The organism is Aeromonas sp. TS_SC_11, assembly GCF_057318915.1.
On sequence record NZ_CM170470.1, the window covers coordinates 2,049,367 to 2,076,355 of the forward strand.

Annotated in this window: 25 protein-coding genes; 8 read left to right on the forward strand and 17 right to left on the reverse strand. The window is 60.6% G+C overall.

Annotation, left to right across the window (positions count from 1 at the left end; genetic code table 11):
* Nucleotides 1–2: 2 nt before the first annotated feature.
* The 5 genes from apaG to lptD are packed head-to-tail and all read right to left on the reverse strand — an operon-like array spanning nucleotide 3 to nucleotide 5,943.
* On the reverse strand, nucleotides 3–365 hold the full coding sequence (apaG, locus tag AC1P02_RS09720) for a Co2+/Mg2+ efflux protein ApaG (RefSeq protein WP_404297235.1): 363 nt from the start codon (nucleotides 363–365) through the stop codon (nucleotides 3–5).
* A gap of 4 nt (nucleotides 366–369) precedes the next feature.
* Nucleotides 370–1,197: a 16S rRNA (adenine(1518)-N(6)/adenine(1519)-N(6))-dimethyltransferase RsmA gene (gene rsmA / locus AC1P02_RS09725; protein WP_011899041.1), complete on the reverse strand. Its 828-nt coding sequence runs from the start codon at nucleotides 1,195–1,197 to the stop codon at nucleotides 370–372.
* Complete coding sequence (gene pdxA / locus AC1P02_RS09730) at nucleotides 1,187–2,182, reverse strand: 4-hydroxythreonine-4-phosphate dehydrogenase PdxA (RefSeq protein ID WP_485185186.1); 996 nt, start codon at nucleotides 2,180–2,182, stop codon at nucleotides 1,187–1,189. Before pdxA ends, rsmA begins: the two co-directional genes overlap by 11 nt.
* The gene (surA, locus tag AC1P02_RS09735; RefSeq protein WP_058393609.1) at nucleotides 2,182–3,480 is read right to left on the reverse strand and encodes a peptidylprolyl isomerase SurA; all 1,299 of its coding nucleotides are present in this window, start codon (nucleotides 3,478–3,480) and stop codon (nucleotides 2,182–2,184) included. The genes pdxA and surA overlap by 1 nt, the downstream gene beginning before the upstream one ends.
* 30 nt (nucleotides 3,481–3,510) lie before the next feature.
* Nucleotides 3,511–5,943: an LPS assembly protein LptD gene (gene lptD / locus AC1P02_RS09740; protein WP_485185189.1), complete on the reverse strand. Its 2,433-nt coding sequence runs from the start codon at nucleotides 5,941–5,943 to the stop codon at nucleotides 3,511–3,513.
* 174 nt (nucleotides 5,944–6,117) lie between these two features.
* Between lptD and AC1P02_RS09745 the strand changes: the two genes are divergently transcribed.
* The 3 genes from AC1P02_RS09745 to djlA are packed head-to-tail and all read left to right on the forward strand — an operon-like array spanning nucleotide 6,118 to nucleotide 8,652.
* Nucleotides 6,118–7,131, forward strand: coding sequence for an aminoglycoside phosphotransferase family protein (locus AC1P02_RS09745; RefSeq protein ID WP_155602781.1), 1,014 nt, complete (start codon nucleotides 6,118–6,120; stop codon nucleotides 7,129–7,131).
* The gene (gene murU / locus AC1P02_RS09750; protein ID WP_373884974.1) at nucleotides 7,128–7,796 is read left to right on the forward strand and encodes an N-acetylmuramate alpha-1-phosphate uridylyltransferase MurU; all 669 of its coding nucleotides are present in this window, start codon (nucleotides 7,128–7,130) and stop codon (nucleotides 7,794–7,796) included. The genes AC1P02_RS09745 and murU overlap by 4 nt, the downstream gene beginning before the upstream one ends.
* 19 nt (nucleotides 7,797–7,815) lie before the next feature.
* Entirely contained in the window at nucleotides 7,816–8,652 is an 837-nt protein-coding gene (djlA, locus tag AC1P02_RS09755) for a co-chaperone DjlA (protein WP_485185192.1), read from the forward strand.
* A gap of 67 nt (nucleotides 8,653–8,719) precedes the next feature.
* Here djlA and AC1P02_RS09760 read toward each other — a convergent pair whose 3' ends face one another.
* The 5 genes from AC1P02_RS09760 to AC1P02_RS09780 all read right to left on the reverse strand — a co-directional run bounded on the left by AC1P02_RS09760 (nucleotide 8,720) and on the right by AC1P02_RS09780 (nucleotide 14,968).
* Entirely contained in the window at nucleotides 8,720–10,063 is a 1,344-nt protein-coding gene (locus AC1P02_RS09760) for an NCS2 family permease (RefSeq protein WP_042467256.1), read from the reverse strand.
* A gap of 268 nt (nucleotides 10,064–10,331) precedes the next feature.
* Nucleotides 10,332–10,667, reverse strand: coding sequence for a hypothetical protein (locus AC1P02_RS09765; protein ID WP_087756393.1), 336 nt, complete (start codon nucleotides 10,665–10,667; stop codon nucleotides 10,332–10,334).
* A 93-nt stretch (nucleotides 10,668–10,760) separates the two neighbouring features.
* Nucleotides 10,761–12,428, reverse strand: a complete 1,668-nt coding sequence (gene ettA / locus AC1P02_RS09770) for an energy-dependent translational throttle protein EttA (protein ID WP_017412471.1) — start codon at nucleotides 12,426–12,428, stop codon at nucleotides 10,761–10,763.
* 393 nt (nucleotides 12,429–12,821) lie between these two features.
* Nucleotides 12,822–13,679, reverse strand: coding sequence for a lytic transglycosylase domain-containing protein (locus AC1P02_RS09775; RefSeq protein ID WP_125605929.1), 858 nt, complete (start codon nucleotides 13,677–13,679; stop codon nucleotides 12,822–12,824).
* Nucleotides 13,680–13,957: 278 nt separating this feature from the next.
* The gene (locus AC1P02_RS09780) at nucleotides 13,958–14,968 is read right to left on the reverse strand and encodes an NAD-dependent epimerase (protein WP_485185195.1); all 1,011 of its coding nucleotides are present in this window, start codon (nucleotides 14,966–14,968) and stop codon (nucleotides 13,958–13,960) included.
* 332 nt (nucleotides 14,969–15,300) lie between these two features.
* On the opposite strand from AC1P02_RS09780, the gene AC1P02_RS09785 reads away from it, so the two are divergent.
* Nucleotides 15,301–15,927 carry a YitT family protein gene (locus tag AC1P02_RS09785; RefSeq protein ID WP_021138347.1) on the forward strand — a complete coding sequence of 209 codons (627 nt, stop codon included), beginning with the start codon at nucleotides 15,301–15,303 and terminating at the stop codon, nucleotides 15,925–15,927.
* Nucleotides 15,928–15,999: 72 nt separating this feature from the next.
* Here the strand turns inward: AC1P02_RS09785 and AC1P02_RS09790 are convergent, their stop codons facing one another.
* From AC1P02_RS09790 to AC1P02_RS09800, 3 genes are read right to left on the reverse strand one after another with little or no spacing between them, the layout of a single operon-like run.
* On the reverse strand, nucleotides 16,000–16,788 hold the full coding sequence (locus tag AC1P02_RS09790) for a heme ABC transporter ATP-binding protein (protein ID WP_282789066.1): 789 nt from the start codon (nucleotides 16,786–16,788) through the stop codon (nucleotides 16,000–16,002).
* A 14-nt stretch (nucleotides 16,789–16,802) separates the two neighbouring features.
* A complete protein-coding gene (locus AC1P02_RS09795) occupies nucleotides 16,803–17,834 on the reverse strand; it encodes a FecCD family ABC transporter permease (protein ID WP_485185198.1) in 1,032 nt (343 codons plus the stop codon).
* The gene (locus AC1P02_RS09800; protein WP_265430417.1) at nucleotides 17,831–18,670 is read right to left on the reverse strand and encodes a heme/hemin ABC transporter substrate-binding protein; all 840 of its coding nucleotides are present in this window, start codon (nucleotides 18,668–18,670) and stop codon (nucleotides 17,831–17,833) included. Before AC1P02_RS09800 ends, AC1P02_RS09795 begins: the two co-directional genes overlap by 4 nt.
* Nucleotides 18,671–18,838: 168 nt before the next feature.
* Here AC1P02_RS09800 and hutX point away from each other — a divergent pair, with 168 nt between their 5' ends.
* Nucleotides 18,839–19,351 carry a heme utilization cystosolic carrier protein HutX gene (gene hutX, locus AC1P02_RS09805; protein WP_021138344.1) on the forward strand — a complete coding sequence of 171 codons (513 nt, stop codon included), beginning with the start codon at nucleotides 18,839–18,841 and terminating at the stop codon, nucleotides 19,349–19,351.
* Nucleotides 19,348–19,905 (forward strand): heme utilization protein HutZ, encoded by a 558-nt coding sequence (gene hutZ / locus AC1P02_RS09810; protein WP_005311733.1) that lies wholly within the window; start codon nucleotides 19,348–19,350, stop codon nucleotides 19,903–19,905. Before hutX ends, hutZ begins: the two co-directional genes overlap by 4 nt.
* 70 nt (nucleotides 19,906–19,975) lie before the next feature.
* Here hutZ and AC1P02_RS09815 read toward each other — a convergent pair whose 3' ends face one another.
* The 3 genes from AC1P02_RS09815 to AC1P02_RS09825 are packed head-to-tail and all read right to left on the reverse strand — an operon-like array spanning nucleotide 19,976 to nucleotide 21,975.
* Complete coding sequence (locus tag AC1P02_RS09815) at nucleotides 19,976–20,380, reverse strand: hypothetical protein (protein ID WP_005311736.1); 405 nt, start codon at nucleotides 20,378–20,380, stop codon at nucleotides 19,976–19,978.
* A gap of 39 nt (nucleotides 20,381–20,419) precedes the next feature.
* Nucleotides 20,420–20,971: a cysteine hydrolase family protein gene (locus AC1P02_RS09820; RefSeq protein ID WP_096120078.1), complete on the reverse strand. Its 552-nt coding sequence runs from the start codon at nucleotides 20,969–20,971 to the stop codon at nucleotides 20,420–20,422.
* A gap of 20 nt (nucleotides 20,972–20,991) precedes the next feature.
* Nucleotides 20,992–21,975, reverse strand: coding sequence for a ChaN family lipoprotein (locus AC1P02_RS09825; protein WP_485185202.1), 984 nt, complete (start codon nucleotides 21,973–21,975; stop codon nucleotides 20,992–20,994).
* Between the two features lie 187 nt (nucleotides 21,976–22,162).
* On the opposite strand from AC1P02_RS09825, the gene AC1P02_RS09830 reads away from it, so the two are divergent.
* Complete coding sequence (locus AC1P02_RS09830) at nucleotides 22,163–24,256, forward strand: TonB-dependent hemoglobin/transferrin/lactoferrin family receptor (RefSeq protein WP_265462361.1); 2,094 nt, start codon at nucleotides 22,163–22,165, stop codon at nucleotides 24,254–24,256.
* A 279-nt stretch (nucleotides 24,257–24,535) separates the two neighbouring features.
* Nucleotides 24,536–25,675: a 3-phenylpropionate MFS transporter gene (locus AC1P02_RS09835; protein WP_485185205.1), complete on the forward strand. Its 1,140-nt coding sequence runs from the start codon at nucleotides 24,536–24,538 to the stop codon at nucleotides 25,673–25,675.
* 102 nt (nucleotides 25,676–25,777) lie between these two features.
* Here the strand turns inward: AC1P02_RS09835 and AC1P02_RS09840 are convergent, their stop codons facing one another.
* Nucleotides 25,778–26,986, reverse strand: a complete 1,209-nt coding sequence (locus tag AC1P02_RS09840) for a hypothetical protein (protein WP_427268796.1) — start codon at nucleotides 26,984–26,986, stop codon at nucleotides 25,778–25,780.
* Between the last annotated feature and the right edge of the window lie 3 nt (nucleotides 26,987–26,989).

Here is a 26,989-nt window from a genome sequence, read left to right on the forward strand (position 1 = left end):
CCTCAGTTAATAATGTTTGGGACGGCCAGGGTAAAAGGCGCTATGGGCGCCTCGAACGGCTGCCCTGACTCATCTTGCAGGGTATAGCTCCCTTCCATCACCCCAAAGGGGGTGTCGAGTGGCACGCCGCTCTGATAGCGAAAGGTCTCCCCTTCGGCAATCACGGGCAGCTCCCCGACCACGCCGGGGCCCTCGACTTCCAGCATCTTGCCGTTGGCATCCGTGATGAGCCAGCGCCGGTGCAGCAGCTGCGCCGGCCCCGGCCCCAGATTCTCGATCTCGATCAGATAGTGGAACTGGTAAGGGTCCTGGGTATCCGCCACATAATGGGGGTATGGGCGGATAACGATATGCGGGTATGCCACGGGATCAGGCCTGTTGTTGATCCGCCAGCCAGTTGGCGATCATGACGAACTGCTCCAGGGAGAGATTCTCCGGGCGCAGGTTGCCATCGATACCAAGCTCGGTCAGCTGAGCGTCCGTGATGAAGTTGGCGAAGCTGTTGCGGATGGTCTTGCGGCGCTGACCAAAGCCCTCGGTACAGACGCGGCTCAGGCAGCGGATGTCTTTGGCGACTATGGTCGGGTTCTTGTGCGGCACCAGACGGACCACGGCTGAATCCACTTTCGGTGCCGGTTTGAAGGCGCCAGGGCCCACTTCCAGCACGGGGATCACCTGGCAGTAGTACTGCACCATGACGCTCAGGCGGCCATAGGCCTTGCTTCCCGGGCCGGCAGACATCCGCAATACCACTTCTTTTTGCAGCATGAAGTGCATGTCTTCTACCCGGTCGGCGAAATCGCACAGGTGGAAGATGAGCGGGGTGGAGATGTTGTAGGGCAGGTTGCCGAAGATGCGCAGCGGCCCCTTGCCTTCCCCCATCAGAGTGCCGAAGTCGAAGCGCATGGCATCGGCCTCGATCACGGTCAGCTTGTCCTTGAGGGTCGGGTGCTCGCGCAGGCGCGCGGCCAAGTCCCGGTCGAGCTCGACCACTGTCATCTTGTCCATCTGGGAGGCGACCGGTTCGGTCAGGGCGGCGAGGCCCGGGCCTATCTCCACCAGATTCTGACCCGGCTGCGGATTGATGGCGGCCACTATCTGATCGATCACATAGCGGTCATGCAAGAAGTTCTGACCGAAACGCTTACGGGCCGTATGACCCATGTGCACCTTGTTGCTCTGCACCTTACTGCTCATATCTTTTTTTCTCTACCATCTTGATGGCGTGGTTAATCGCGGTGATCAGACTGCCCGGGTCCGCCAGGCTCTTGCCTGCCAGATCCAGCGCAGTGCCGTGATCCACCGAAGTGCGGATGAAAGGAAGTCCAAGGGTGATATTGACCGAACTGCCGAACCCCTTGTATTTGAGCACGGGCAGCCCCTGGTCGTGGTACATGGCGAGTACCGCATCCGCATCCTTGAGGTATTTATCCTGGAACAGGGTATCGGCCGGCAGCGGGCCGACCAGATCGATCCCCTCCTGGCGCAAGCCAGCCAGGGCGGGTTCGATCACGTCAATCTCTTCACGGCCAAGATGGCCCCCTTCCCCTGCGTGGGGATTGAGGCCGCAGACGTAAATCCGGGGCTTGGCGATGCCAAACTTGGTTTTGAGATCCGCATCTAGAATGCGGATCACCTTGCCGAGGCGATCCTCCGTGATGGCCATGGCCACGTAGGCTAGCGGTATATGGGTGGTCGCCAGCGCCACCCGCAAGCCTTCGGTCGCCAGCAGCATCACCACATCGGCGGTGCCTGACTGCTGGGCGAAGAACTCGGTATGACCACTGAATGACACGCCCGCCTGATTGATGATCCCCTTGTGCACAGGCCCGGTTACCACGGCGGCAAATTCACCGCTGAGGTTGCCGTCACAGGCGCGCTGCAGGGTGGCCAGCACATAGGCGCCATTGCCTTCGTTCAGCTCACCCGGCACCACAGGGGCGCCGAGGCTGACTGGACAGATGCTCAGGGTACCCGCCTGCTGCGGCTCGGCAGGAGCCTCGGCATCATAGGGTTGCAGCTCGATGGGCAGCCCCAGCAGGGCGGCCCGTTCGAGCAGCAAGGCGGGATCGGCGATCACCACCAGCTGGTGGGGCCAATCCTGCTGGGCTATCTGCAGCACCAGATCCGGGCCTATTCCGGCGGGCTCACCCGGGGTAATGGCGAGACGACGACAGCTCATCAGCTGCCGGCGCCTTCGATCTGGATGTAGGCCTCGTCACGCAGCTCATCAAGCCACGCCTGGGACTCTTCGGTGAAGCGGCGGTTGAAGATGAGCTGATAGGCACGCTGCTCCTGGGCCTTGCTGGTGGCATCCTGGCTGCGACGCTCTTCCAGCTGCACTATGTGCCAGCCGTGGGTAGTACGGAAGGGGGCGCTCAGCTCACCCGGCTTGAGGCGGTTGACCATGTCGCGGAACTCCGGCACATAGACGTTGGGATCAGACCAGCCCAGCTCACCGCCCTGCACCGCAGAGCCCGGATCTTCGGAGTATTTTTCCGCCAGACTGGCGAAGGTCGCCTTGCCGCTCTTGATGTCGTGCAGTATGCCATCCAGCATGCCCTTGGCTTTCTCTTCGCTGAGGATGATGGAAGGCTTGATCAGTATGTGGCGTGCTTTCACCTCGGTCTGCAGCACCTGCTGCTGACCCTTGGCATCGAACACCTTGACGATGTGCAGACCGGCGCCAGAGCGCAGCGGGCCCACTATGTCACCCTTGGCCGCGCCTTGTACCGCCTCGGCCATCAGGGTCGGCATCTCTTGCGGGCTCATCCAGCCCCAGTCGCCCCCTTCCAGTGCCTTGGGACCATTACTCTCGGCAATGGCCAGCTTGCGGAAGTCGGCGCCCTGTTTCAGGGCAGCCAGGATGCGCTCTATCTTGCTCTTGGCGGCGTTGAGCTGCTCGGCGCTCGGGTTGTCCGGCAGGGCAATCTGGATATGGCCGACATGGTACTGCTGTTGCTGCTGGCCCTGCTTGGCGAGGATATCCACCACCTGCTTGACCTCCTGATCGGAGATGTTGATGCGACGGCGCACCTGGTTGCGGCGCACCTCGTTCATCAGGATCTCGCGGCGCACCTCTTCCCGATACTGGGCATAGGTCAGGCCTTCGCGGGCCAGTTGGGCACGCAGCTGATCCAGGGTCATCTTGTTGTCGGCGGCTATGCTCTGGATGGCTTGCTCCAGCTGGGTGTCGCTGATCTTGAGGCCCTGGCGATCAGCCAGTTGCAGTTGCAGGCTCTCCTGGATCAGCCGATCCAGTGCCTGCTTGCGCAGGGTTGCATCATCGGGCAGGGACTGGCCGCTCTCCTGGGCAGAGCTTTTGACTTTCTGTACCAGGGCTTCCTGCTGGCTGGCCAGCACCACGTCCTTGTTGACCACGGCAAGCACCTTGTCCATCAGCTCGGGGGCGGCGAAGGCCCCCTGACTCATGGCTCCGAACAGGCCTGCAGTCAGCAGGGAAATCAACGTCTTCTTCATATCCATCTCTCAAGGCGTTTGCCAGACCGGTTATTGGTCTCGCAGGTTAAACGGACGAATGTAAGGCAGTGCTTCGGTATCCAGGGAGGTGCCCTTGGAGCCGGTACCCACGCTACCCAATCCTTTCATTTCAAACTGAATGCCCAAGCTGCGCTCCGAGGTCGGACGCATGGTCACGTTATCCGGTGTATTGACCCACTCCAGGTTGAAGTTGATGCTCCAGCAGCAGGAGTCATATTTCAGACCCACCTTGCGATCCACCTTCACTCCCTGATCAAGGTCGTGATAGTAGCCACCGTAGAGGTGCCACTGATCATTGAGCGGTGTGGTCAACAGCATACCGACCTGATTGAGGTCGGCGACCTGATTGGTGTTCGACAGGTCGTAGTTGGCATTGCGCACGAAGCGGTAGTTCAGCTGGCTGATCAGCTTCTCGCGGCGATACTCGAGGGCGCTGTTGGCAGAGCTGATCTCGCTCTGATCCATATCATATTGCGCCCCGGCATGGGCAAACCACTGCTCGTTGATCTTGGCATCCCCCTCAAACGAGAGCGGGGAGCGGGTGTTGGTCGCCAGTGACTCGCTGGGGTAGAGCTTGACCCTGGGGGCAACAAAGTCGAAAGCTTGGGCAACGGCCAGTCGAATTCGTTCATCACCAGCTTGATCATAAACCCGGGTGGTAACACCGAGTGAGACCCTGTTGGAGTCGCTGATGCGGTCCAGACCGGCATAACGGCGGTCGCTGAACAGGCTGTAGTAGTCCTGACGCATGGTGGTGGAGTCATAGACACCTATGTTGTCCTGATCCTTGTAGGGCACATAGAGGTACTGGAACTCCGGCTCCAGGGTTTGATTGGCGTTGCCACCAAACCAGTCCTGGTTGCGTTCGAAGGTCATACCGCCCTTGAGGCGGAAGGAAGGCAGGGTCCGGGTGATGATGCCCTCATCCAGAGTGACGCCGCTCGCGCCTTCAGGAGTGAACCGCTTGGTGAAGGTGGAACTCATGTTGTCCGGCACTTCCTGATCGTAACGGGTGTACATCAGCTTGTACTGGCTGTCGAGGTAGTAACCCGCCTCGTCGATGAGCGGCATGGTCAGGGTCGGCGCCGTGTAGACACGGGTGCCGGTATAGGCATCCCCCAGGTTTTGCGCTGAGGCCTGGGTGTTGTTGTAACCGAACCGGGTGACTTCGGTATTCCAGGCCAGATCGTACCAGTTGCCCTGATGGTAGTAGTTGTGGTTGATCCGTGGCATCAGCTCGTGAGGCTGCTGGGCACTTGCCAGCAGTATCTGGTAGGTCCGCACCTCTGTGTTGAGGTTCCAGTTTTGCTGGAAGTAGCCAGCCATCAGGGATTGCTGCAACTGGTTCTCGACCTGGGTTCCCACCTTGGGGGAGAAGTCGTTGAAGTAGTTGTAATCCCGATCCCGGACCTTGGTGTAGTCGACCGACACCCGCATGGCATTGTCGGCAAACCGCGAGGTGTGGCGCGCATTGAGCAGATAGCGATGCCCGTCAGACAGCTTTTCGTTCAGGCTGGGGGTTTCATCGTACTGTTTGTCGTCTGCCAGATTTTCGAAATAGAGGCTGCCGACATGGGCCGGATCCGGCATGTAGCGGAACTCGACCTGCTCCATCAGGCCCCGTCTGTCCATGAAACGGGAAGTGATGGTGGCATCGTAGTTGGGCGCTATGTTCCAGTAGAACGGCTGGGTGATGTCCATGCCGTTCTTGGAGCTCTGGGTATAACCCGGGTAGAGCAGACCGGTTTTGCGCTCATCCTTGATGGGGAAGTTGATATACGGGAAATAGAATACCGGATAGTCATAGAGCCAGAGGCTGGCGTTCCAGGCTTCCCCGAACACCTCTGTCTGATCGATGTCGATGCTGCCCGCTTTCAGGGTCCATACTTCCTGGCCAGGTGGGCAGGTGGTGTACTGAGCCCCTTCCAGAGTGATGTTCTGGTTGTTGTTGGTCATGGTGACCCGGTCGGCAGAGCCGCGTACCGGTGAGCCATGAACCTGATATTTGCCCTCTTCCAGCTCGGAGTTCTTGGTATCCAGGTTGGATTTCAGGGTCTTGTCACTGGTGACAGTGATCTGGCCATCGTTGTAATAGATATTGCCGATGGCGATGACATCCCGGCTCTTCTGATCGAGCTCGGCATAATCCGAGTCAAATTTGCGCACACCCTGGCGAACTTTGACATCGCCCTGATAGACGGCGGTACCGCCCTGCTTGGCCTCTAGCCGATCGGCATCGACTTCGACAGGTTGGGCGTTGGCATCCTTTCCGGGGGCCAGTGTCTCTACCTTGGGTACATAGTCATAGCAGAGCCCGTCCAGGATCCCGGTGGCGGGCGGCGGCGTCAGCGGAGCCGCCTGCACTATGGCCGGGGTCAGGGCTGGGATAAGGCTGATGGTCAGGGCGATGGGATATGAGTACCCCAGTGTCCATTTTGTCATGTGAAAGACTCGCGCAATCCGTGGTAGATACGGCTGATTCAAGACATGCATTTTACGACAGGATTCATCGAGTTGACATTGCATGTCATTGCTTTATGTTAGCCGGCAATGATAAAGCATTATTGCGGCCAGGGCTAACAGCCAAGTGCTGCTTTCCAATTCGGTCCCCGACTTATGTACGATCGCGATTCCCTGCTATTGCAATGGGCTCGCCGGATTTCCGGTGATGCCAACCTTGAGTTGACCCTGATTTCCGGTGACGCCAGTTTTCGCCGCTACTACCGTGGCGGTGGCTTGGTGTGGGTGGATGCCAATCCAAAAACCGAAAAAAATCATGAGTTTGTCCGCAATGCCTCTGCTTTGCATGCCATGGGACTGCTGGCGCCCGAGATAAAGGGGGTGGACTATGATGATGGCCTGCTGGCTGTGACAGATCTGGGGGATACCCAGCTTATCAGCTGTCTGGATGCGCAGAATGTGCTGGCCTGGTATGGCAAAGCCATCGCCTTGCTACCCAGACTGGGGGCGGTAGCACTGGCGCTGGAGCCCTTCGACGCTGCCTTCATGGCCCGTGAAAACAGTATTTTCCCCGAGTGGCTGCTGGGCCATCATCTGCAACTGGCCCTGAGCGAGTCGGAACAACAGCTGCTGGATGATATGTTTGCCTGCCTCACTGCCAGCAATCTGGCTCAGCCCCAGGGGGTGATGCACCGTGACTTTCACAGCCGCAACCTGATGGTCTGTGGTGGTGATACACCAAACGGCAGCGAATTGGCCATCATCGATTTTCAAGACATGGTGATAGGCCCCCTCAGCTATGACCTCGTCTCCCTGCTGAAAGACTGTTACGTGCGCTGGCCTGACGATGTGATCGAGCAGGGCATGCGCCATGGCTTCGATACGCTGCAGCAGGCGGGTCTGCTTGGCGGGCTCGACTATGCCAGTTTCCGTCGTCATGCCGACCTGACCGGCATGCAGCGTCACCTGAAGGCGGCGGGTCTCTTCACCCGCCTCTATCACAGGGATGGCAAGTCCGGTTACCTCAAGGACATTCCCCGCACCCTGGGCTATGTGGTGGATGTGTGCCAGCAACATGGCGCCAGCTATCCGGAGCTGGCCCGCTTCGGTGCCTGGTTGCAGCAAGTGGTGCTGCCCGGGCTGGCCCGAGTGGCCGGAGCCCTGGCATGAAGGCGATGATCCTGGCTGCCGGGCGTGGCGAGCGGATGCGCCCGCTCACTGACACCTTGCCCAAGCCGTTGCTGGCGGCAGGGGGCAAGCCGCTCATAGTGCACCATATCGAAAAGCTCAAGGCTGCCGGAGTGACTGAACTGGTGATCAACCACGCCTGGCTCGGCCACAAGCTGGTGGAAGCGCTCGGTGACGGCAGTGCGTTCGGGGTCAGCATTCACTGGTCGGCAGAGGCGAGTGCGCTGGAAACCGCCGGTGGCATAGTGCAGGCGCTGCCCCTGCTTGGTGCCGATCCGTTTCTGGTGATCAACGGCGATACCTGGCTCAGTCTGGACTATCGCACCCTGGTCAACCAGCCACTGGGTACGGATCTGGCCCATCTCTGGCTGGTGCCCAATCCGCCCCAGCATCCTCATGGGGATTTCTCGCTTCACGCCGGTCGGGTGCAGGATGCGCCAGCCTTCACCTTCAGCGGTGTCGGGCTCTATAACCCCGCCGCCTTTGCCGATTTGCCGTCGGGGGCGCGCAAGCTGGCCCCCCTGCTGCGCGACTGGATGGCGCAAGGCCGGGTCGGTGGCGCCATGCTGGCCGGCGAGTGGCGCGATATTGGCACCACAGAGCGGCTGCGCGAGCTGGATGATCAGCTGCAACGACGCACTCATTAACATCACGAGGTCTTGAACCATGCGTATTTGGGGTAAGGTGCTGGGCGCCTTCTTCGGTTTTCTGCTCGGCAACATCTTTGGTGCCCTGCTTGGCCTCTGGATCGGCCATCGTTTCGATCGGGGCATGGGTATTCGGGGCGCGTTTCAGCGTGGCCCCAGCCAACAACAACAGGCGGTATTTTTCCATGCCACTTTCGCCGTCATGGGCCATATCGCCAAGGCGAATGGCCAGGTAACAGAGCAGGAGATCCGGGTTGCCTCCAACCTGATGGATCGGATGCGACTGGTGGGGGATCAGCGAGCGCGCGCCCAGGAGTCGTTCCGTCTGGGCAAGGAGGCCGAGTTCCCGTTGCGGGAAACCCTGGCCGAGTTCCGTCGTGCCAGCCTGGGGCAGCGGGACATACTGCGTTTCTTCCTGGAGGTGCAACTGCAGGCAGCCTTTGCCGATGGCAAAGTCGAGGCCGACGAGCGCGCCATTTTGCATACCATCGCCGATGAGCTGGGCTTCAGCCGCATCGAGCTGGCCCGCATCCTGGCGATGGCCGAAGCGCAGATGAACTTTTTCAACCGGGCGCATGGCGGCCAGTATCAGGGCGGTGAGCACGGCGGGCAGCAGTATCGGCAGGAAGCGCCGTCAGCGGATCGCCTCAAGGATGCCTACCAGTTGCTCGGGGTGAGCGAGAGCGACAGTGATCAGGAGATCAAGCGCGCCTACCGCAAGGAGATGAGCAAGCATCACCCCGACAAGTTGGCCGCCAAGGGGCTGCCACCGGAGATGATGGAGATGGCGAAGGAGAAGACCCAGGAGATCCAGCAGGCCTGGGAGTGGATCCGCGAGGCCCGCGGCATCCGTTGAGTGCCGCTATCTGCAGCCATAAAAAATGCCCGTCGATGACGGGCATTTTTGTTTGCGAAAGTCAGGTTTAGTGGCTGTCGACCCAGACAAACTTGAGCACGAACAGCAGGGCGACCACCAGTACGCAGGGGTTGATCTCGCGCCAGCGGCCTGTGCCTGCCTTCATCACGCAGTAGGAGATAAAGCCGATGGCGATCCCCTCCGTGATGGAGAAACTGAACGGCATCATGACAGCTGTCATGAAGGCGGGTACCGCTTCGGTCAGGTCTTCCCACTTTACCCGGGTCAGCTCGGAGCACATCAGCACGCCGACATAGATGAGGGCGCCGGCGGCGGCATAGGCAGGCACCATGGCCGCGACGGGGGAGAAGAAGATCGCCAGCAGGAACAGCAGGCCGACCACTATGGCGGTCAGGCCGGTGCGGCCGCCGACGGCGACGCCGGAGCTGCTCTCGATAAAGGCGGTGACCGAGGAGGTACCCATGAAGGCGCCGCCGACCGAGCTCACGCTATCCACCAGAAGCGCCTGCTTCATGCGCGGGAAGTGCCCCTTGTCGTCCGCCAGCTTGGCGCGGTTGGTGACACCGATCAGGGTACCGGAAGAGTCGAACAGGTTGACCAGCATGAAGGAGAAAATGATCCCCGCCAGGCTGATGTCGAGCGACCCCATCAAATCCAGCTGGCCAAACACCGGCTCTATGCTCGGTGGCATGGAGACGAAGCCCTTGAAGGTCACATCACCAAACAGCCAGCCCAGGGTGGTGGTCACGACTATGGCGATCAACACGGCGGAGTGAACGCCGCGGGCTGAGAAGATGCAGATCAGGAAGAAACCGAGCAGCCCCAACAGGCAGGGCAGGGAGGTGAGATCGCCCACCGTCACCATGGTGGCCGGGCTCGCTACTACGATTCCTGCGTTGTGCAGGCCGAGCAGGGCGATGAGCAGACCGATACCGGCTGTGATGCCGACCCGCAGGGTGAGCGGGATATTGGCGATCAGCCAGTAACGTACCCGCAGCAGGGTGAGGATCAGCAGACCCATGGCACCCCAGAAAATGGTGCCCATGCCGACTTGCCAGGAGTAGCCCATGCCGGCCACCACCACGAAGGCGAAGAAGGCGTTCAGTCCCATGGCTGGGGCCAGGGCGATGGGCAGATTGGCCAACAGGCCCATCAGTATGCTGCCGATGCCAGCGATAAGGCAGGTAGTGACGAACACGGCCTGGGTGTCCATGCCCGCCGCAGAGAGGATCTGCGGGTTGACGAACACGATATAGACCATGGTCAGGAAGGTGGTGATCCCGGCGATGACCTCGGTGCGGGCGGTAGTGCCATGGCCTTGCAGGGCAAACAGGCGCTCAAGCAATCCTTGCCCGGCGGCCTGATTGGCAGCTTGGTGTTGTTGGTTCATGTTGGATTCCAATAGGTGACGTGAAATAAGCAGCAGGAGAGTCGGCACCCCATCCATGCGTGGGCAAGGGGGCTGTTTTTCTGGTGGCTAAGTGACCAGACTCGCACTGATACCGTGACAGCGCGCACATTTTCACACAGGCGGCGGCGTTTACAAACCCCGGATCTGCGAAGCGGATCAATGAATAGAGCAAAAATTCAAACGTTTTCTTTTTGAGCAATAAAAAAGGTCCTCGATAGAGAACCTCTTATGACTGACAGATGCCGTGTCAGAGGGTCTTGAAGTAACGCTCCACCAGCTGGGCTAGGACGGAGTCGAGTTTGTCCTGTACTTCCCCCAGCTCCCTACCGACACGACGCAGGAACAGACTGGCCTGCTCCTCGGTCAACTTGCGCCCCTCGATGAAGAACTCCTGCTCCGGCAACTGCTTGTCATAGCGCGGGATCAGCACCCAGCTCACCAGCTCAGGATAGATGGCGGCGAAGATCTTGGCGGCGGCGACACAGAAGGTCTCGATGTGTTCTTTGCCATCCGGCCCGAGGCAGCCGGGTTCGACCCGGATCTGGATGGTGAGTTTCTTCTCTGTGGGGGTCTGGGTCGTCATTTCGATACATCCATGCAAAGGCATCCGTCTTGGATTGTATGCCAAAAGGCAATAGAAAGGGGAGCCGAAGCTCCCCTTGTGACGCCGTCACCCTTATTTGGTGATGCGTTTGTATTTTGCGCGATGGGGCTGGATCGCCTCGGCGCCGTAGGTCTTCTTCTTCCACTCTTCGTATTCGGTAAAGTTGCCTTCGAAGAAGGCAATATTACCCTCGTCCTGGTAGTCCAGGATGTGAGTGGCGATGCGGTCGAGGAACCAGCGATCGTGGGAGATGACCATGGCACAACCCGGGAACTCCAGCAGGGCGTTCTCGAGGGCGCGCAGGGTTTCGATGTCCAGATCGTTGGTCGGTTCATCCAGCAGCAGCACGTTGCCACCGGTCTGCAACAGCTTGGCCAGATGCAGACGGCCACGTTCACCACCGGAGAGCTCGCCGACCCGCTTCTGCTGATCGGCGCCCTTGAAGTTGAAACGGCCGATATAGGCGCGGCTCGGGAACTCGTAGTTGCCGATGCGCAGAATATCCTGACCGTCGGCGACCTCTTCGAATACCGTCTTCTTGTCATCCATGCTGTCGCGGAACTGATCCACAGAGGCCAGCACCACGGTTTCACCCAAGGTGATGGTGCCGGAATCCGGCTGCTCCTGACCCGACATCATGCGGAACAGGGTCGACTTACCGGCACCGTTGGGGCCTATGATCCCGACGATGGCCCCCTTCGGAATGGCAAACGACAGATCGTCGATCAGCACCCGATCACCGTAGGATTTGCGCAGGTTCGCCACTTCCAGCACCTTGTCGCCGAGGCGGGGTCCGGGCGGAATGAACAGCTCGTTGGTCTCGTTGCGCTTCTGGTAGTCGTTGGTGTTGAGCTCTTCGAAGCGAGCCATACGGGCCTTGGACTTGGCCTGACGACCTTTCGGGTTCTGACGAACCCACTCCAGCTCTTTCTCGATGGACTTGCGACGAGCCGCTTCGGAGCTGGCTTCCTGCGCCAGACGGGCATCTTTCTGCTCCAGCCAGGAGGAGTAGTTGCCTTCCCACGGGATACCTTCGCCGCGGTCCAGCTCCAGGATCCAGCCTGCCACGTTGTCGAGGAAGTAGCGGTCGTGGGTGATGGCCACGACTGTGCCTTCGTAGTCGTGCAGGAAGCGCTCCAGCCAGGCCACGGATTCCGCATCCAGGTGGTTGGTCGGTTCGTCCAGCAGCAGCATGTCCGGCTTTTCCAGCAGCAGACGGCACAGCGCCACACGGCGGCGCTCACCACCGGAGAGGTGCTGGATCTTGGCGTCCCAGGCCGGCAGACGCAGGGCATCGGCCGCGCGCTCCAGCTGGTTTTCCATGTTGTGGCCACCCTGGGCCTGGATGATGGCTTCCAGCTCGCCCTGTTCGCGGGCCAGTTTGTCAAAATCTGCATCCGGATCGGCGTAGGCCGCATAGACCTCGTCGAGGCGAGCCATGGCGCGCTTGACGTCGCCTACCGCCTCTTCCACCGCTTCACGGACTGTCTGCTCCGGATCCAGCTTGGGCTCCTGGGGCAGGTAGCCGATCTTGATGCCGGGCTGCGGACGGGCTTCCCCTTCGATCTCGGTATCTATGCCGGCCATGATGCGCAGCAGGGTGGACTTACCGGCACCATTCAGGCCCAGTACGCCTATCTTGGCGCCCGGGAAGAAGCTCAAGGAGATGTTCTTGAGGATATGACGCTTGGGCGGCACTACCTTGCCGACCCGGTTCATGGTGTAAATAAATTGAGCCATTGGCTAATTCTCTTCCTATTCAGCAGGTTAATGTCTTGGCACTAACAGACTGATGTCGTGGTGGGGCCAGGTCGACACGCCGTCAACCCGGTTCCAAAAAACGCTCCGATTGTAAACCAATGGGGGAAGGGGGGCAAAGGCAGGGCCCGGCTTGTAGCCCTCTTTGCCGCAGCCGTCACATCCGGCTGTGGGCTGGGGGCTCGCCTGGCATGATGAGGACTCTTTTTTGTGCCAAAGCCGCCATATTTGGCTGTTCGTCGCTGACCAGTCTTGCCGGCCAATATTTTCGCTGGCCGCGAGCGAGACATTGGGTTGTACCTGGCTCTGATTGCCGGTCGCGGGTTGGGAAGGGGACTGGCGTCTATTTCCAGATCGGGCATGAACGGGTGAGGGTTACTTCCCCTTGTGACCGGCGAAGTAGAGCACTCGCCGCACATATTGTTGGGTCTCCTGATAGGGGGGGATGCCGCCGTACTGTTCCACCGCTCTCTCTCCTGCGTTGTAGGCTGCCGACATCAGTATCCAGTTGCCATCAAACCGGCGATCCAGCCACTTGAGATAGGTCACGCCCCCCTTGATGTTCTGTGCCGGATCGAAGGGGCGAGTCACGCCGAAGCGCTGCTGGGTTTCCGGTATGAGTTGCATCAGCCCCTGGGCATTCTTGGGGGAGACGGCGCGGCTGTTGAGGTTGGATTCGGCAATGGCGATGGCCAGCACCAGCCGCTCATCGAGGCTGTGGTGCTTGGCGGCATGGCGCAACATGGTGGCCAGTTTCTGTTTGGTTGGTGACTGGCGGGCCAGGTAGGCATCCAGATTGAAAGGGGTATTTGGGATCTCGGCAAAGTAACTGCCTGCTCCCCCGCCGACGCCGGCGCCACACTGATCCCCCATGATGGCGTTGCCGATGCGTGCATTGTAATAGCGGGCGGCTTGCTGATTGCCAAGGCGCATTGCCATGGCGAGGTAGGCGTTGGCCATCTTGGGGTTGCGCACCGAGCCCGGGCCGGTGGCAAGCAGGCGACCGATGCGAAAATAGCCTTCCGGGTTGCCCGTCGTGGCGGCGGCACAATAAAAGTGGATGGCCTGGGTCAAGTTGCCCTGGCTCTGCGCCACCTGACCCTTTTTCAGGGCAGTGAGCGCCTTGGGGGCTTGTCTGAAATCCCTGCTTTGCGCTGCAGCCTGCACAGTCCCGGCCAGCAACAGCGATAAAAAAAGCAGCAAAAACAGCCTGTTTTCGCTGAGGCTCGCCATGGATTCTCTCCTGTTGGGGTACAGAAGATATAGGGGAACATGGCCTTCTCTGCCATTAATCCAGTGGATCCTGTTGTTATGACGCCACCTGCCCAGAGATCAAAATGGTATGGAACCAATGGCAAATACAGGCCAGTGTGGGATGCCGGTGGGCATTGGAAGGGACAGTCCCATCACAAGGGGTAGCAAAACTGGCTTGCGATGGGGGAAACCTGTGATGACTCATGTTCCACGCCGCACTATTTAGTCAGGATTGCACATTCATGTCGCCGAGGGGCTCACCCCGGCCGGTAATAGTCAAGATACCAGCGCACAAACTCGGCGACGCCCTGCCTGAGCGGGGTGGCGGGGCGGGTGCCTGTGAGGGTGTGAAGGGGCTCGCTGTCGGCCCAGGTGGCGTGCATGTCGCCTGCCTGCATGGGCAGCATCCGCTTGATGGCAGGCTTGTCCAGCGCCTGTTCCAGCGCCTCGATAAAATCGAGCAGCCGCACCGGCTGGCCGTTGCCTATGTTGAGGATGCGATAGGGGGCTGCGCTCTCGGCCTGACTGCCCTGACTGGCGTGCCAGTGCGGATTGGCGCGGGGCGGCAGCTCGGCGATGGCGAGTATGCCGTCCACTATGTCGTCTATGTAGGTAAAGTCGCGGCTGAGATCCCCGTGGTTGTACACATCGATGGGCTCGCCCGCCAGGATGGCGCGGGTGAACTTGGCGATGGCCATGTCGGGGCGACCCCAGGGGCCATAGACGGTGAAAAAGCGCAGGCCTGTGGTAGGCAGACCATAGATCGCCGAGTAGGAGTGGGCCATCAGTTCGCCACTCTTCTTGGTGGCGGCATAGAGAGAGACGGGGTGATCTACCCGCTGTTCGGCACAGAATGGCATCAGATCGCTCAGGCCATAGACAGAGCTGGAGGAGGCATAGATGAGATGCGCTATGCCGTGCTGGCGGCACCCTTCCAGTACAGTCAGCATGCCGGTGAGATTGCTGTCGGCATAGGCGAACGGATTTTCCAGTGAGTGACGAACCCCCGCCTGGGCGCCCAGGTGGATCACCCGCTCGAACTGGCCGCTGGTGAACAGGTTTGCCATGGCATCCCGATCTGCCAGCTCCTGCTGTTCGAAGTGGAAGTGGGGGAAGGGGAGCAGCCGGGCCAGTCGCGCCTGTTTCAGGCTTACCTCGTAGTAGTCGTTCAGATTATCCAGCCCCACTACCTGATGGCCTGCCTCGCATAGCCGTTTGGCCACGTGAAAGCCGATAAAGCCGGCGGCGCCTGTCACCAGATACTTCATGAGTGTTGTCCTGTGCTGATCATTGGGGGTCTCTGGTCCTGAACGGGGACTGGAAGATGGCTGTGGGCTTTGTACCAGAGCGCGCACGCCGGCGCCACGTCGTTCCGGTGACATGGCGGCCGATGGTGGAGCTCGTCAGGCGCGGCATGCTGCATCTTGGTGCACGGCCTGTCAATGGAGAATGACAGGCACCAAAACGGGGCGTTTCCCGGGGCTATTGTGATCATGGTCGCAAAAAATAGACTGGACCCCATAACGAAGCCCTGCGGACAGGGCTCGCGTCCGCCACGGCGGCAAAAACACTCTTTTCACTTCGCTATTGGATACAGGTTATGGACAACACCCCGGGCTCTGCGGACCCGCACGCTTCTGTGCACCCGCTTTATGAAGATGTACTCGCCCTGCTGACGGCAGCCGGTTTCGTTTCTCTCGGTATCTTCCTGTTTCATCAGGTTGGCCTGCTCACCGGCGGTACCGCCGGGCTGGCGCTCTTGCTGCAACAGGTGACGGGCCTGAGCTTCGGCCTGCTGTTCTTCGGTATCAATCTGCCGTTCTACGCCCTGGCCTGGCTGAGGATGGGGCCCCGCTTCACCCTCAACACCTTCGTCTCGGTGGCGGCTGTCTCCTTCATGACGGATCACCTCAACGCCGTGTTGCAGATCGGCAAGATTGAGCCCGTCTATGCGGCCCTGATCGGTGGCACCCTGATTGGCATGGGGCTGCTCATCATGTTCCGCCACAAATCCAGCCTGGGTGGCTTCAACATACTGGCGCTGTTTATTCAGGACCGCTTTGGCATCCGCGCCGGAAAGCTGCAAATGGGTCTGGACTGCACCATAGTCGTTGCCTCCTGCTTCGTGGTGCAGCCCTGGATCCTGGCCCTCTCGGTAGTGGCGGCCATCATCTGTAACCTGGTGTTGACACTCAATCACAAGCCGGGCCGTTACCAGATAGCCTGAGTCGAGACGTTTCTCGCAAATAAAACAGAGCGCCTGATGGCGCTCTTTTGCTATCCAGGATCCCGACCCCTCTCACACCACCATGGGCAGGCCTGTCTCAGGGTGATGGATCACCTGAGCGGGATAATCATAGAGGCGGTCGATCAAGGCCGGGGTCAGTACCTCGGCCGGGGTGCCATCAGCCATCAGCCTGCCCTTATCCAGCATCACCAGCCGATCGGCGTAGCGCGCCGCCAGATTGAGGTCGTGCAGCACCACCAGCACGGCCGTGTTGCGGGCGGCCAGGGCGCGAGTCATGGTGAGCAGCTGGTGCTGATATTTGAGGTCGAGCGCCGAGGTGGGCTCGTCCAGCAACAACAGGCGCGCCTGCTGGGGATCATCCGGCGCCTGCCAGATCTGGGCCAGCACTCTGGCAAACTGTACCCGCTGTCGCTCCCCCCCGGAGAGGCCGGGATAGAGACGTCTGGCCAAGTGATCGACCCCGGCGTGGGTCATGGCGGCCCGCACAATCTCGTCCCGTCGGCTGCCGGGCTCAGTGTGGGGCAGGCGCCCCATGGCGACCACCTCTTCGCACAGAAACGGAAAGTTGAGAGATGAGCTCTGCGGCAGCACGCCGACGCGGTGGGCCAGCTCTCTGCTGGCCCAGGCTTGCCGCTCCCGGTCAAACAGATTGATTTCCCCTTCGTACTCCAGCTCGCCGGTCAGGCATTTGAGCAGTGAGCTCTTGCCTGCGCCGTTTGGCCCCAGCAGGGCGGTGAGCGTGCCGCCTTGCAGTGTGAGGTCGAGTCTGTCCAGGATGGGGCGGCCACCACGGGTGAGGCTGAGCTGGTGGCAGCGCAGCAGAGGGGATGATATTGACAAGGTGAGACCTCCGGTTAAAGCGTCCGGCGGCCCTTGACCAGCAGCCAGATAAAGAAGGGGGCGCCCAGCAGGGCAGTAATGATGCCCACCGGCAACTCGGCTGGCGCCATCAGGGTGCGAGCCAGCATGTCGGCGCCCAGCAGCAGGGCGGCGCCGAGCAAAGCTGAAAGCGGCAACAGTCTGACATGGTTGGGACCGGCCAGCAGTCGCACCAGATGGGGCACCACCAGACCGACGAAGCCGATCATGCCCGCCACGGCGACGGCGATACCGACTCCAGCGGCGGTGAGCAAGATGAGGCGCCGCTTGAGGGATTGCACATTCACTCCCAGATGACGGGCTTCCCCTTCACCCAGCAACAGGGCGTTGAGGGGATTGGCATCGCGCATGAACAGCAGCAGCAGGGCGATCAGGGTAGCCAGTGCCAGTGCCACATCCACCGGTTTGCCTGCCGCCAGTGTGCCCATCTGCCACAGGCTCAGGTTGCGCAGCATCTGGTCGTCGGCCAGATAGGTGAGCAGGCCGATCACGGCGCCGGAAAGTGCCGTGATGGCGACCCCCGCCAGCAACATGACGGTGACGGAGGTGCCACCTTCCCGGGTGCCGAGCAAATATACCAACGTGGTGGTAAGCGCGCCGCCGAGGAAGGCGAGCAGCGGCAGCAGGCCGATGCCGAGCAGACTCTGCCACTGCTGGCCGAGAGGGGCCAGCAGCACTATGGCCAACGCGGCACCGAGGGCGGCCCCGCCGGAGACTCCTATGATGCCGGGATCGGCCAGCGGATTGCGAAACAGCCCCTGCATGACGGCGCCACAGAGGCCGAGAATGCCGCCCACTGCGATGCAGAGCAGGGTACGGGGCAGGCGGATCTCCTGCACGATCAGCAGCTTGTGGGCTTCAATGCCACTTTCTTGACCGGCAAACAGGGCACGCAGACTCTCGCCGAGGGAGAGGGTCATGGGGCCGGTCGCCAGGGATCCGACCAGCAGCAGTGCCAGCGCGGCGCTGGTGAGGCAAAGCAACCAGGGCAGTGGCAGGCGCATCATGAGCCCAGCTTGATCCACTTGGCGATCTGGTTCGCCTGTTGCAGCGAGGTGAGACTGAGACCCCCTTGCAGGGCGTGGCCGTCGATGGCGTGGATGGCTCGATTCTTACCTGCCGGCGTCGCTGCGAGCGCGGGCACCTGTGCCAGCACGGTTTGTGGATCCTGATATTGTTGCCAGTCGCGGCCGCTCACCAGCACCAGGTCCGGCTGCAGCTTGATCAGGGCTTCGGCAGAGACGGGTTTGTAGTCGCTCAGCTGGTCTACCGGATTGATGCCGCCCGCCAGGGTGAGCAGGGCGCTGGCGGTGGTGTTGCCGCCGGCTATGCTGGTGGGTTGCCCCTTGTGCAGCAGCAGGAAGGCAACCTTGAGCGGCTTGTTCTGTTTAGCCTGCGCGGCCAGCTGATCGGTCTGGGTCTGGATCTCGGCCTTGAGTGTCGCCCCGGCGGCCGGGTCATTGAGTAGCTTGGCCAGGGTATCGATACGCTGATTGAGGTTGGCCAGGGTCGGTGCCGTCTCCAGCACACTCACTGCTACACCTGCACGGCGCAGTTGATCCAGCGCCGGTGCCGGGCCCATCTCGTCGCTGCCGATCAGGCGGGTTGGCGCCAGACTGAGGATCCCCTCGGCGGAGAGGGCACGGTGATAACCGACCCTGGGCAGATTTTTCGGTTCAACGCTGCTGATGTCGGTGGCGATAAGGCTCTGTTCACCGCCCAGTGCCAGAATGAGCTCTGTGGTGGCAGGACCTATGCTGACGATACGTTCCTGCGCGCTTGCTGGCAGGGAAAGAGCTGAGCAGCTCAGCAGGGTGAGTGCGAGGGCAAAACGACGGCCCATGCTAACCTCCGAAGGGTGAATGAAGTTGGGTTTGCGCCGAGAATATCAAGTCGGTGAAAAAAATGCACTGAGAATGAAAGCGATTATCAATTGCATTGGTTTGGGCGCTTTATTACAGTATTCGCCATGACAGAAGAGGGATGCAGAACGCATCCCCGGGGAGAACCGATGAGCATTGCACAACGCATTCATGAGCTGCTGGAGCAAGATCCCAGCGCCCATCCTTCCAGCATTGCCACTCAGCTGGCGGTCAGCGAGTGGGAGGTGGTGCGCCACCTGCCCGACGAGCTGGTGACCCTGGTCCCCGCCGAGCAGGCCGAAGCCCTGCTGGCGGATCTGGCCGACTGGGGTCAGGTGACCACCATCGTCGAATCCGATGGTTCCATTTTCGAGGTAAAGGCGCCCTTTCCCAGGGGCAAGAACGCCCGCGGCTACTACAACCTGATGGGGCGTGACGGCGAGATGCACGGCCATCTCAAGCTCGACAACGTGGTCGGCATTGCCCTGGTCAGCAAGCTGTTTATGGGTAAAGAAGGCCACTCTTTCCAGTTCTTCGGCCACAGCGGCCGCTGTATTTTCAAGGTCTATCTGGGACGTGATGAGCAGCGCAAGCTGCTGCCTGCCCAGGTGGAGCGTTTCATGGCCTTGCGCCACCAGTACCAAGAGGAAGTAAAAGCATGAGTGAACGTCAGGAGCGTCTGCAGAATCGTCTGCAACCGGAGATCCGCGAGTTTCGCGACGGTTGCCGCACCCTGCAACTGGCGACGGTGGACAGCGAAGGCAACCCCAACGCCAGCTATGCCCCCTTCGTGCTGCAGGAAGATGGCTACTATGTGCTAATCTCTGAAATCGCCCGTCACGCCCGCAACCTGCAACAGGTACCCAAGGTATCGCTGATGCTGATCGAGGACGAGACAGGTGCCCGTGAGCTGTTCGCCCGCAAGCGTCTCACCTTTGATGCACTGGCCGAAGTAGTGGCTCGTGACGACGTGCGCTGGAGTCAGGCGATTGCCGCGCTGGAAGGGCGTTTTGGCGAGATAGTCAAAGGGCTGTCCAATCTCAAGGATTTCGTGCTGTTTCGCCTTAAACCCGAGCAGGGTTTGTTCGTCAAAGGCTTCGGCCAGGCATTTCGCGTCTCAGGTGACGAGCTGGTGGATTTCGTGCATTTGGTGGAAGGGCACAAACGGGTCGACAACGGTGCCGAGCTGACCAGCCCGGCCGATGCGCCAGTCTGACGACAGGCCTTTGCAATAAAAAACGGGCAGCCCAGGCTGCCCGTTTTTTATTGCGTGTCACACCAGAGAGCTAGTCCTGCCAGGAAGCCTTGTTGGGGAAGGCATCGCGATCGGCCTGGCTGGCCGTCTCGTTGCACTCGCCCCGGATCTTCCAGGAAGTCTGGCTGAGGATGATATAGCCATTGTGGCAATACTTCCGTTCGGCCAGGGTCTGGGTCAACTGTGCATCCTGCAGAGCTTCACGCCGTTCCAGCAGACTCTTGCTGCGACTCAGGCGATTGCCGTCGTTCTCCTCCAGCCGGGTAGGCAGGGTGTCGAACGGTGCGGCTTCAAACGTGAAACGCTTGCTCCCCTCTTCGTTGATCTGGGTTCTAAACAGGGGGGCCGGGCCATCCGGCTGACGCCCCGGCAAGCCGGAGCAGGCAGAAATTGCCGGTAACAACAGCATGAATGCAACGGCAGACAGTAGACGCACACAAGACTCCAATCCGGTGATCACTTCAAGGCTGGCAGATTAACACGCCAGCTCGGGCTGGGTGGCTTCGAGCAACGCATCCGTCGTGAGCAGGGTCACGGTTCTGCCCTTTGGCAGGCTCAGGTGCTCCCACATCCAGTGGTGATGCTCGATGATTTTTTCTGCACTCAGGTGAGGACGATCCGCCGTGGTGTGGGCATCCGTCACCGCGAATACGTCAAATCCCCGAGCGGCGGCGCTGCGCAGCGTGGTGTCGACACAAAAATCGGTGGCACAGCCGCTGATCAGCAGGCGATCCACTGCCTGTTCCGCCAGCAGAAAGCCGAGCTCTGTATCGAGGAAGCTGTCGCAGGCGGTCTTGCTCACCCTGCTGTCGCTACGCGCCGGGATCAAATCGGCGTGGAGCTGCCAGCCTGCACTGCCGGGTTCCAGTTCAGAACCCGGTGCGTCGTGCTGCACATAGATGACACGGCCCTGATTGGCCCGCACGCTGTCTGCCAGACGATTGATATTGGCAATGACCTGCGCGTCCTGATGGCGGGGATGAGCAAACAGCCCTTGTTGCATGTCGATGACCAGTAACACATCCATATGGAATCCTTAGGCGATTTTCAGGGTTGCAGCCATTGGCTGCAGTCACGGCTTCGGGATTGATGCAGTGCGCCCATATCTTGCTTCATTTCATCTGCATTTAGCCAGCGTTCTGGCAGAGGTGTGATCCGGGCCCGTATATCGGCAACTTGCCCGGCTGGGATCTGTGCATTCGTCTGCGATAGAGTCTCTGGCACCACCAGCGCGACTTTGAGCGCAGGGTTGCGACTGGCGATGCGGCTGGCGAGCCCCAGGCCCCCCTCGACGTGGAAGTTGCCGGCGATGTGCATGATGCGCCGGCCGGGATGCTGCTTGAGATAATCGACCATGCTTTCGGCCATGGTGTCATCCCAGCTGGTCTGGGCGGCGAAGCGGCGGGCATTGGCGTCGGCATCACCGTGGTGGAGCGAGGCCATGAATTTCTGGCGATAGCCATCGTCGGTGAGCGTCAGCTCGCGGGCAAGCTGGCTGCGGCGGTTGGCGGGGAGCTTGTCGAGCCACTGTGGCCCCTCCTGACCGACACAGCTTACCAGCGGCTTGGGGGCGTTGGCTGCGATGACCGGCAGATGGTGCTGTTTGGCAAACTCCACCAGCGGGCGATAGTCGCTCTGGTAGTTGGGCCAGGCGTTGCCATCGCGAATGAGGGCCGCCTCACCTATGCGCCCGGCCAGATAGGCATCCACCACGGCTTGATCGGCACGGCTGAACTGCTCCATGGAGAGCACAAGGGCACGACCATCGGCCCGGGATGCTTCTTCCAGCCCCGCCAGCAGACGGGCCTGCAGCAGGTGTACGGCAGGATGGGTATGCAGCTCGCCCACCAGCACTATGTCGGCGTCCGCCACCCGATCCACCGCCTGTGTCAGAGTCAGCTCACCTTGGCCTGCATCGGACTGGCCTGCGCTGAGCTGATAGTGGTAGGGGGTGCCGGCATCGTTACCGGGCGGTGTGGCGCAGGCGGCCAGCAGCAGGGGAAGGGTGAGCAGGGGCAGTAGTCGGGTCATGGTATCTCACAACGAAGAAGAGCCGGAGCCATACGATGACAGCATGGCGAGCTGGAAAACAGAGGGGAATAGTGTAGAACCTAACTATGACAAAAGAAAATGAGAATGATTACCTTTATTGTTGATCTTTGTTGCGAGCTAAGTAATATGCCAGCTGTTTGATAACAGTTCTCAATAAGGATTCACAGTGGCGCACAACAACACCCTCTCGCTGGTTGCCCTTGCCGTGGCGGCCGGCCTCGCTTCCCCGGTTTTTGCGGCGGACAAGAAAGCAGATGAAGTCATGGTCGTCAGCGGCTCACGGATGGAGCAAAAACTGGAAGATGTTTCCGGTCCCATCACTGTGATCACGGCCAGGCAGATTGAAGAGCAGGCGGTGAGCAACGTTGCCGACCTGTTCCGTTACGAGCCGGGCGTGACTGCGATAGGCGGTGCTGGCGATGCCCAGACCTTCGTCATCCGTGGCATGGGTGAAAATCGGGTCAAGATGGTGCGTGACGGTGTGCGCCAGAACGATGCCTACAAGAACGGCGGGGTCGGCCAGAGCTACTTCGACACCGACATGATCAAGCAGATTGAAGTGGTCAAGGGGCCTGCGTCGGCGGCCTACGGCTCCGATGCCCTGGGCGGCGTCATCGCCATCACCACCAAGGATGCCAGCGATTTCCTTCGGGGCCGCGACAGCTACCTGGACGTGACCAGTGGTTACGCCTCCAGCAGCCATCAGAACATGGCCGGTTTTACCGGTGCCCTGCGCAGCGGCGAGTTCGAGAACCTGCTGCGCTACACCTGGCGTGACGGTGGCGTGACCCAGAACTACGATGGCGACAAGAAGGAGTTCGACATCGTCAGCCAGGCCGTGCTGTTCAAGAGCCAGTGGAACCTGAGCGACGATCAGTTCCTGAAACTGACCGTCGACTACTTCAACGAAGGGCAGGATCCGGATGCCGTCGATCTCACCAAGGCAGGCTCCGTCTTCAATCAGCCGATCACCGACAAGGACACGGACAACCTCTCCCTGATGCTGGATCACGGCATCGCCCTGAACGCGCCCTGGGTCGATCGCATCGACAGCAAAGTCTACTATGCCCGCACCAAGCAGACCCTGGATCAGTACGCCTCTTCCAAGTATCCGGTCAGACCGGGCAACCCCTATGTGACCAAGAACTCGCTGGACAGCAATGGCTTCGAGCAAGAGAGCCTGGGGGCCCAGGTGAAATTCAGCAAGGCACTGGCCAGTCAGCGCCTTGCCTGGGGCCTGGAGTATGAGCATACCGACAACGAGCGCACCCGTTTCAAGGCGCCGACCACGCCGGGTGACTTTGTTGGCTACAGCGAGCTGAGCTTCCCGTCCACTACCACGGAACACGGTGCCCTGTGGGCCTTCGACGAGCTGAAGTTTGGCGAGCGCTGGGTACTGACGCCGGGTGTTCGCTACGACTACTACCGTATGACCCCGGATCAGGATCCCGCCTACACGGGCGAAAACCTCAAGAAGTTCTCCGAAGGGGAGTTCTCGCCCAAGCTGGGGCTGGTGTTCAAGGCACACGAGGCGGCCAATCTGTTCGCCCAGTACAGCCATGGCTACAAGACCCCCATGTATGACAACGCCTTCTCGACCCTGAACCACCAGGCGTATGGCTATCGCATCGAGCCGAATGCCAACCTCAAGCCCGAGAGCAGCGATGGCATCGATCTGGGGGTACGCGGCGATGCCGGCGGCTTCAGCTACGAAGTGGCGACTTTCTACAACAAGTTTGACGACTTCATCGAGCTGGCCCAGGTCGGCACCGAGGGTCGCACTGCGCTTTATCAGTACCAGAACCTGGACAAGGCGACCACCAAGGGGGTCGAGGCCAAGGCTGACTACTGGTTGAATGACCTGGTCAACGTCTGGGGCAATCTGGCTTACATCGAAGGCAAGGATGGGGATGGCAACTACATCAACAGCCTGAGCCCGCTCAACGGCAGTGTGGGTGTGCGTCTGGAACAGGCGAACTGGAACATCAACACGGCGCTGCGCTTTGCCGATGACATGGACAAGGTTGGCAAGGATGCCAGAGGCAACGACAACATCAAGAGCGCCGGCTGGGGTGTGGTGGATCTCTACGCCCAGTTCAAGCCCATACAGGATCTGCAGCTCAACGTCGGTGTCTTCAACCTGTTTGACAAGGAGTATGTCAGCTACGAGAACATCACTGGGCAGAGCGCTACAGCCAACACCAGCAACAAGACAGAGCCGGGCCGCAACCTGAGCGCACGGGTCAAGTACGTCTTCTAATGCCGGTGAGCAGCACGCACATCTTATGACTCAGGGGCCGCAAGGCCCCTTTTCTGTGGGCTGAAACCGGCCCATGACCACTAAAAAAAGAAACCCGCCAGAAGCGGGTGGAAAGATTGCAACACTAACCAGGAGGTGGTGTTACTCAATAGACTCCGCTCTTGTGGCAATAGTTCAATTTTATTGATGTTTTTCATTTTTGCTTCCCCTCGGGATCGCAGGATCCTCCCCTGCAAATCGGTTATCATTTGTGCCCCTTCTTCCCGCTGTCGAGGATCTATGCCCGCCTTCTCCTGGTTAGCCCTGTTCTTTGGCGCCTTCTACTTCGTCTATGGTGCCTATCTGCCGTTCTGGTCGCTCTGGCTGGAGGGGATCGGCGTGAGCGCCGAGATGATAGGCCTGTTGCTGGGAGCCGGGATGGCGATCCGCTTCGCCGGCAACCTGTTGGTGATGGGGCAGATCAAGGGGGCGGGGCACCTGCTGCCCGTTACCCGGCTGCTCTGTCTGCTGAGCCTGCTGGCCTTTCTCGGCTTTTATCTGAGTCACAGTCTCTGGTGGCTGGTGGGCTTGACCCTGGTGGCGAATTTCATCTACCCGACCCTGATGCCGGTGGGGGAGGCACTGGCTACCCGCATGGTGGTGCAGGCCCATCTCGACTACGGCAAGGTGCGGCTATGTGGCTCGTTCGCTTTCATCGTTGCATCTACTCTGGTGGGATCGCTGGTGGGGAATTTTGGCAGCGACTGGGTGCTGCATACCATGGTGGCGGGATTGCTGCTCATGCTGTTGCTCAGCTGGTTGCCGCTGCATCCGGCGCCCCGCGACATTCAGGGAGAGCGGGCGAAAGCCTCCCTGCTCGATACCCTCAAGTCCCCCTCGGTACGCCGCTTCTTGTTGATCTCGGCCCTGCTGCAGGGCAGCCATGCCGCCTACTACGGTTTCAGCGCAATGCACTGGAAGGCAGCAGGTTACAGCGGTACCACCATAGGCTATCTGTGGGCGCTGGGGGTGGTGGCGGAGATCGGCATGTTCGCCGCCGACAAGCGCTTTCTCAACCGGTTCGGCGCCCAGAGCCTGTTTCTGGTGGGGGCGATCGGGTGCGTGGTGCGCTGGAGCCTGCTCGGCGCTTCCACCGATATGGTGGTGCTGGTGGCGGGCCAATTGCTTCATGCGGTCACCTTCTGCGTCAGTCATCTCGGCGCCGTGCGCTTCATGACCCGTCAGTTGCCAACGGAGCAGCTGATCCCCACCCAGGCACTCTACGCGGCGCTCGGTCTAGGCATGACGGTGGCCGCCCTGATGACACTCTCTGGCCTGCTGTTCGAGCCTCTCGGTGGCGGCATCTTCTTCATCATGGTGCTGGTGGTGGTGCCCGTTTTCTTCCTGAGGCTGCGCCCTGGCGAGGCGGCCTCCGCCTGATCTTGGCCAAAAATGTTCTGGCCAAAAATGTTCTGGCCGAAAATGAAGGTGCCAGACAAAGTGAAGGGGAGCATGTGCTCCCCTTTTTGCATATCGCTCGCCTCACGCTGGCTCGCTCAGATAGCGGCTGATCAGGGAATGCCAGACCTCGGCACCCAGGGTGCCCGCCAGCAAGGTGCTGGAGGCCGCGTCGAAGCGACCATCCTCTTGCCAGGAGAGGTGTGGCAAAAGTGCCGACAGGGTACGGTGATGGCGTTGCAGGGCCAGATCCAGTGCCTCCCAGAAGGCGCTCCCTTTCACGTAGAAAAGGGGATAGTAGGAAAGATCCCCCGCCTTGACCGCATCACTGGCCTGATAGAGGCCTGCCTTGGCATGGGGCAGACGGTCTTCGCGCTGCACCAGCTCGTCGGCGGCCGTGGTGGTGTCCAGACGGAAGCGGTGCAGCGACTTGATGGCAAGGTACTCCGCCAGGCTTTCGGCGACCCAGGTCGGTCTGGCCCGGGTGTCGAGCATGTGCACCGCCTCGTGGGCACTGGTGCGCAGCAGGCGCAGTGGGGCATCGGCAGTGGGCTGGTTGTCGCTGACCGGATAGTTGGCGACAAAAGCCCCGGCACCTGCGGCGCCTCCCAGCGAGTGGGTACTGATGTCGCGCGCCAGCCACACCAGTTGCCAGGGCTGGCTTGGGGGCGGGGCATCGAGCTGGAAGGCGAGGTAATCGATGATGGCCTCCAGCTTCTTTTGCAGGCTGGCGATATTCAGCGCCCCGGCCACCCCATCGTGATGGATCTGCAGACGTGCTCCCTGCCGAGACTGGGTTGTCGCTGGCAGGGCGAAGGGCAGGATCAGTGGCGGCTCGTCCATGCGGGGCATGGGGTGGCACCGGCCATCCGGCAGGCAGACCCGGCCCGGTTGTGCACCCTGCTGGCGCGGGAAGTTCCCCCATTCGGTGACCAGCCAGCCGCCTTGTGGAAAGTAGAGGCTCTGCTGGGCAGAGGCATCGGCCCCGGTAGCAGGCACTGGCTTGAGCGTCACCTGCCAGCTCAGCTCGCGGCACCGGATTGGCTGGCCCGGCTTGACCCTGGCGCCGCTCTCCAGACAGGTAAGAGCAGGCAACCCTTGCTGTGGTATGCCGCGCAAGGTACGGGCGGGCAGAAGAGTGAAAGGCTGTGTCCCTTCCGGGCTGAAGCGGATCAGCAGGGTATCGGGTTTGGCGCTGGCCATGAGCTGATAGCTTGGGCCGGGCGGGGCCTCGACGGCTGCTCCCCAGAAGGGGAGCAGCAACAGGCTCTGGATGATGGGTGGAAGGGTCATGGC

Bases quoted from the DNA above. Each gene is read 5' to 3' on its own strand.
- surA (WP_058393609.1), bottom strand. From the start codon at position 3,480: ATGAAGAAGACGTTGATTTCCCTGCTGACTGCAGGCCTGTTCGGAGCC.
- pdxA (WP_485185186.1), bottom strand. From the start codon at position 2,182: ATGAGCTGTCGTCGTCTCGCCATTACCCCGGGTGAGCCCGCCGGAATA.
- AC1P02_RS09745 (WP_155602781.1), top strand. From the start codon at position 6,118: ATGTACGATCGCGATTCCCTGCTATTGCAATGGGCTCGCCGGATTTCC.
- AC1P02_RS09765 (WP_087756393.1), bottom strand. From the start codon at position 10,667: ATGACGACCCAGACCCCCACAGAGAAGAAACTCACCATCCAGATCCGG.
- lptD (WP_485185189.1), bottom strand. From the start codon at position 5,943: ATGACAAAATGGACACTGGGGTACTCATATCCCATCGCCCTGACCATC.
- murU (WP_373884974.1), top strand. From the start codon at position 7,128: ATGAAGGCGATGATCCTGGCTGCCGGGCGTGGCGAGCGGATGCGCCCG.
- AC1P02_RS09800 (WP_265430417.1), bottom strand. From the start codon at position 18,670: ATGGGCCGTCGTTTTGCCCTCGCACTCACCCTGCTGAGCTGCTCAGCT.
- AC1P02_RS09775 (WP_125605929.1), bottom strand. From the start codon at position 13,679: ATGGCGAGCCTCAGCGAAAACAGGCTGTTTTTGCTGCTTTTTTTATCG.
- hutX (WP_021138344.1), top strand. From the start codon at position 18,839: ATGAGCATTGCACAACGCATTCATGAGCTGCTGGAGCAAGATCCCAGC.
- AC1P02_RS09760 (WP_042467256.1), bottom strand. From the start codon at position 10,063: ATGAACCAACAACACCAAGCTGCCAATCAGGCCGCCGGGCAAGGATTG.
- AC1P02_RS09785 (WP_021138347.1), top strand. From the start codon at position 15,301: ATGGACAACACCCCGGGCTCTGCGGACCCGCACGCTTCTGTGCACCCG.
- ettA (WP_017412471.1), bottom strand. From the start codon at position 12,428: ATGGCTCAATTTATTTACACCATGAACCGGGTCGGCAAGGTAGTGCCG.
- AC1P02_RS09780 (WP_485185195.1), bottom strand. From the start codon at position 14,968: ATGAAGTATCTGGTGACAGGCGCCGCCGGCTTTATCGGCTTTCACGTG.
- AC1P02_RS09835 (WP_485185205.1), top strand. From the start codon at position 24,536: ATGCCCGCCTTCTCCTGGTTAGCCCTGTTCTTTGGCGCCTTCTACTTC.
- AC1P02_RS09825 (WP_485185202.1), bottom strand. From the start codon at position 21,975: ATGACCCGACTACTGCCCCTGCTCACCCTTCCCCTGCTGCTGGCCGCC.
- rsmA (WP_011899041.1), bottom strand. From the start codon at position 1,197: ATGAGCAGTAAGGTGCAGAGCAACAAGGTGCACATGGGTCATACGGCC.
- djlA (WP_485185192.1), top strand. From the start codon at position 7,816: ATGCGTATTTGGGGTAAGGTGCTGGGCGCCTTCTTCGGTTTTCTGCTC.
- AC1P02_RS09795 (WP_485185198.1), bottom strand. From the start codon at position 17,834: ATGATGCGCCTGCCACTGCCCTGGTTGCTTTGCCTCACCAGCGCCGCG.
- hutZ (WP_005311733.1), top strand. From the start codon at position 19,348: ATGAGTGAACGTCAGGAGCGTCTGCAGAATCGTCTGCAACCGGAGATC.
- AC1P02_RS09820 (WP_096120078.1), bottom strand. From the start codon at position 20,971: ATGGATGTGTTACTGGTCATCGACATGCAACAAGGGCTGTTTGCTCAT.
- AC1P02_RS09840 (WP_427268796.1), bottom strand. From the start codon at position 26,986: ATGACCCTTCCACCCATCATCCAGAGCCTGTTGCTGCTCCCCTTCTGG.